The sequence below is a fragment of the Rhizobacter sp. P3_B12 genome, from assembly GCF_056402895.1.
This window is the reverse complement of sequence record NZ_JBFUGN010000620.1, coordinates 1-3,710: the sequence shown is the minus strand read 5'-3', so window position 1 is coordinate 3,710 and position 3,710 is coordinate 1. Positions and strand designations below refer to the sequence as shown.

The following is a 3,710-nucleotide window of genomic DNA, read 5'->3' as shown; positions in this document are numbered from 1 at the left end:
GGTCAACACGCTGGGCAAGATGCCCAAGGACCTGTTCGCCGAGTTCGACCACACCGCGCCCGAGAACCTGCCCTCGGGCGACGTGAAGTACCACCAGGGCTTCTCGAGCGACGTCACCACCGACGGCGGCCCGGTCCACCTGAGCCTGTCGTTCAACCCGTCGCACCTGGAGATCGTCAACCCGGTCGTCGAAGGCTCGGTCAAGGCCCGCCTGGACCGCCGCGGCGACAAGGAAGGCGACACCGTGCTGCCGGTGCTGGTGCACGGCGACGCGGCCTTCGCCGGCCAGGGCGTCGTGATGGAGACGCTGGCGCTCGCGCAGACGCGCGGCTACTACACCGGCGGCACCGTCCACATCGTCATCAACAACCAGATCGGCTTCACCACCAGCGATCCGCGCGACACCCGCTCGACGCTGTACTGCACCGACGTGGTCAAGATGATCGAGGCCCCGGTGCTGCACGTGAACGGCGACGACCCCGAGGCGGTCGTGCTGTGCACGCAGCTCGCGCTCGACTACCGCCAGGAGTTCAACAAGGACGTGGTGGTCGACATCGTCTGCTTCCGCAAGCTCGGCCACAACGAGCAGGACACGCCGGCGCTCACGCAGCCGCTGATGTACAAGAAGATCGCCCAGCACCCGGGCACCCGCAAGCTGTACGGCGACAAGCTGGTGGCGCAGGGCGTGCTGCCGGCCGACGGCCCGGACGCGATGGTCAAGGAGTTCCGCGCCGCGATGGATGCCGGCAAGCACACCATCGACCCGGTGCTGACCAACTACAAGAGCAAGTACGCGGTCGACTGGTCGCCGTACCTGAACAAGAAGTGGACCGATTCGGCCGACACCGCGCTGCCGCTGGCCGAGGTCAAGCGCCTGGCCGAGCGCATCACGACGGTGCCGCCGAACTTCAAGCCGCACCCGCTGGTCGAGAAGGTGCTCGCCGACCGCGCCGCGATGGGCCGCGGCGACATCAACATGGACTGGGGCATGGGCGAGCACCTCGCCTTCGCGTCGCTGGTCGCGAGCGGCTACCCGATCCGCCTGTCCGGCGAGGACAGCGGCCGCGGCACGTTCACGCACCGCCACGCGGTGCTGCACGACCAGAACCGCGAGAAGTGGGACGAAGGCACCTGGACGCCGCTGCAGCACGTGGCCGACAACCAGGCCCCGTTCGTCGTGATCGACTCGCTGCTCTCCGAGGAAGCGGTGCTCGGCTTCGAGTACGGCTACGCGAGCGCCGACCCGAACACGCTGACCATCTGGGAAGCGCAGTTCGGCGACTTCGTCAACGGCGCGCAGGTGGTGATCGACCAGTTCATCGCCTCCGGCGAAGTGAAGTGGGGCCGTGCGAACGGCCTGACGCTGATGCTGCCGCACGGCTATGAAGGCCAGGGCCCGGAGCACTCCTCGGCGCGCCTGGAGCGCTTCATGCAGCTGGCCGCGGACAACAACATGCAGATCGTGCAGCCGACCTCGGCCAGCCAGATCTTCCATGTGCTGCGCCGCCAGATGGTGYGCATGTTCCGCAAGCCGCTGATCATCATGACGCCGAAGTCGCTGCTGCGGAACAAGGACGCCACGTCGCCGCTCGTCGAGTTCACGAAGGGCGAGTTCAAGACGGTGATCCCCGAGGCGAACGACGAGATCGCGACCGACAAGGTCAAGCGCATCGTCGCCTGCTCCGGCAAGGTCTACTACGACCTGGTGAAGGCCCGTGCCGAGAAGAAGGCCACCGACGTGGCGATCATCCGCGTCGAGCAGCTCTATCCGTTCCCGCACAAGGCCTTCGCGGCCGAGGTGAAGAAGTACCCGAACGCGACCGAGATCGTCTGGTGCCAGGACGAGCCGCAGAACCAGGGCGCCTGGTTCTTCGTGCAGCACTACATCCACGAGAACATGGTCGACGGCCAGCGGCTGGGCTATGCGGGTCGCCCCGCATCGGCCTCGCCGGCAGTGGGTTATGCGCACCTGCACCAGGAGCAGCAGAAGGCGCTGCTCGACCAGGCCTTCGCCAAGCTCAAGGGCTTCATCCTCACCAAATAAGCAAGTCGTGGCGCAGCCGCCGGCCGATGGCCGGTCTGGCTGCGACCGTGCTGAACACCCAGAAAGAACCTCATGGCAATCGTAGAAGTCAAAGTTCCGCAGCTGTCCGAATCGGTGGCCGAAGCCACGCTGCTGCAATGGAAGAAGAAGCCCGGCGAGGCCGTGGCGATCGACGAGATCCTGATCGAGATCGAGACCGACAAGGTCGTGCTGGAAGTGCCGGCACCGGCTGCCGGCGTGATCGCGCAGATCGTCAAGAACGACGGCGAGAGCTGCACCAGCGATGAAGTGATCGCCCGGATCGACACAGAGGCGGCCGCGCAGATCAGCCCGCTGGAAATCAAGGCCGTGCCCGCGCCGACCGCGCCTGCGGCAGCGGCTGCCGCTGCACCGAGCGGCACCAGCAAGAGCGATGTCGCGATGCCCGCGGCCGCCAAGCTGCTGGCCGACAACAACCTGTCGACCAGCGCCGTCACCGGCACCGGCAAGGACGGCCGCGTGACCAAGGGCGACGTGCTGGGCGCCATCGCCGGCGGTGCGAAGCCTGCCGTCGCCGCGCCGGTGGCTGCACCCGTCGCCGCGTCGGTGGCCAAGCCGCTGCCGGCCGTTGCCGCGCCGACCGCGCAGAACCTGGCGTCCCTGGGCGAGCGCCCCGAGCAGCGCGTGCCGATGAGCCGCCTGCGCGCGCGCGTTGCCGAGCGCCTGCTGCAGTCGCAGGCCACCAACGCCATCCTGACCACGTTCAACGAAGTGAACATGGCTCCGGTGATGGAGATGCGCAAGAAGTTCCAGGAGAAGTTCGAGAAGGAGCACGGCGTGAAGCTGGGCTTCATGAGCTTCTTCGTGAAGGCCGCGGTCGCCGCGCTGAAGAAGTACCCGGTGATCAACGCCAGCGTCGACGGCAACGACATCGTCTACCACGGCTACTTCGACATCGGCATCGCGGTCGGTTCGCCGCGCGGCCTGGTGGTGCCGATCATCCGCAATGCCGACCAGCTGAGCTTTGCCGACATCGAGAAGACCATCGCCGGCTTCGGCCAGAAGGCCAAGGACGGCAAGCTGTCGCTCGACGAGCTGACCGGCGGCACGTTCTCCATCAGCAACGGCGGCACCTTCGGCTCGATGCTGTCGACGCCGATCATCAACCCGCCGCAGTCGGCCATCCTCGGCGTGCACGCCACGAAGGACCGCGCGGTGGTCGAGAACGGCCAGATCGTGATCCGCCCGATGAACTACCTCGCGATGTCGTACRACCACCGCATCATCGACGGCCGGGAAGCCGTGCTGGGCCTGGTCGCGATGAAGGATGCGCTGGAAGATCCGGCCCGCCTGCTGTTCGACATCTAACCGGAACCGACGATGAGCAAATCATTTGACGTGGTCGTCATCGGCGGCGGCCCCGGCGGCTACATCGCCGCGATCCGTGCGGCGCAGCTGGGCTTCAACACCGCCTGCATCGACGAGTGGAAGAACGAGAAGGGCGGCCCGGCCCCGGGCGGCACCTGCACCAACATCGGCTGCATCCCGTCGAAGGCGCTGCTGCAGTCGAGCGAGCACTTCGAGCATGCCGGCCATGCCTTTGCCGACCACGGCATCGGCCTGAAGGACCTCAGCATCGACGTGACGAAGATGCTGGGCCGCAAGAACGCGGTCGTGAAGAAGAACA

At 66.8% G+C, this 3,710-nt stretch carries 3 protein-coding genes; all 3 read left to right on the top strand.

The features are described from left to right. Positions 1–2,044, top strand: a 2,044-nt coding sequence (locus AC1D01_RS24875; RefSeq protein WP_477871115.1) for a 2-oxoglutarate dehydrogenase E1 component, incomplete at its 5' end; no start/stop codon positions are given. Positions 2,045–2,116: 72 nt separating this feature from the next. Then, positions 2,117–3,391: a 2-oxoglutarate dehydrogenase complex dihydrolipoyllysine-residue succinyltransferase gene (gene odhB, locus AC1D01_RS24870; RefSeq protein ID WP_477871113.1), complete on the top strand. Its 1,275-nt coding sequence runs from the start codon at positions 2,117–2,119 to the stop codon at positions 3,389–3,391. A 12-nt stretch (positions 3,392–3,403) separates the two neighbouring features. Beyond that, on the top strand, positions 3,404–3,710 hold a 307-nt coding region (locus AC1D01_RS24865; protein WP_477871111.1), incomplete at its 3' end, for an FAD-dependent oxidoreductase.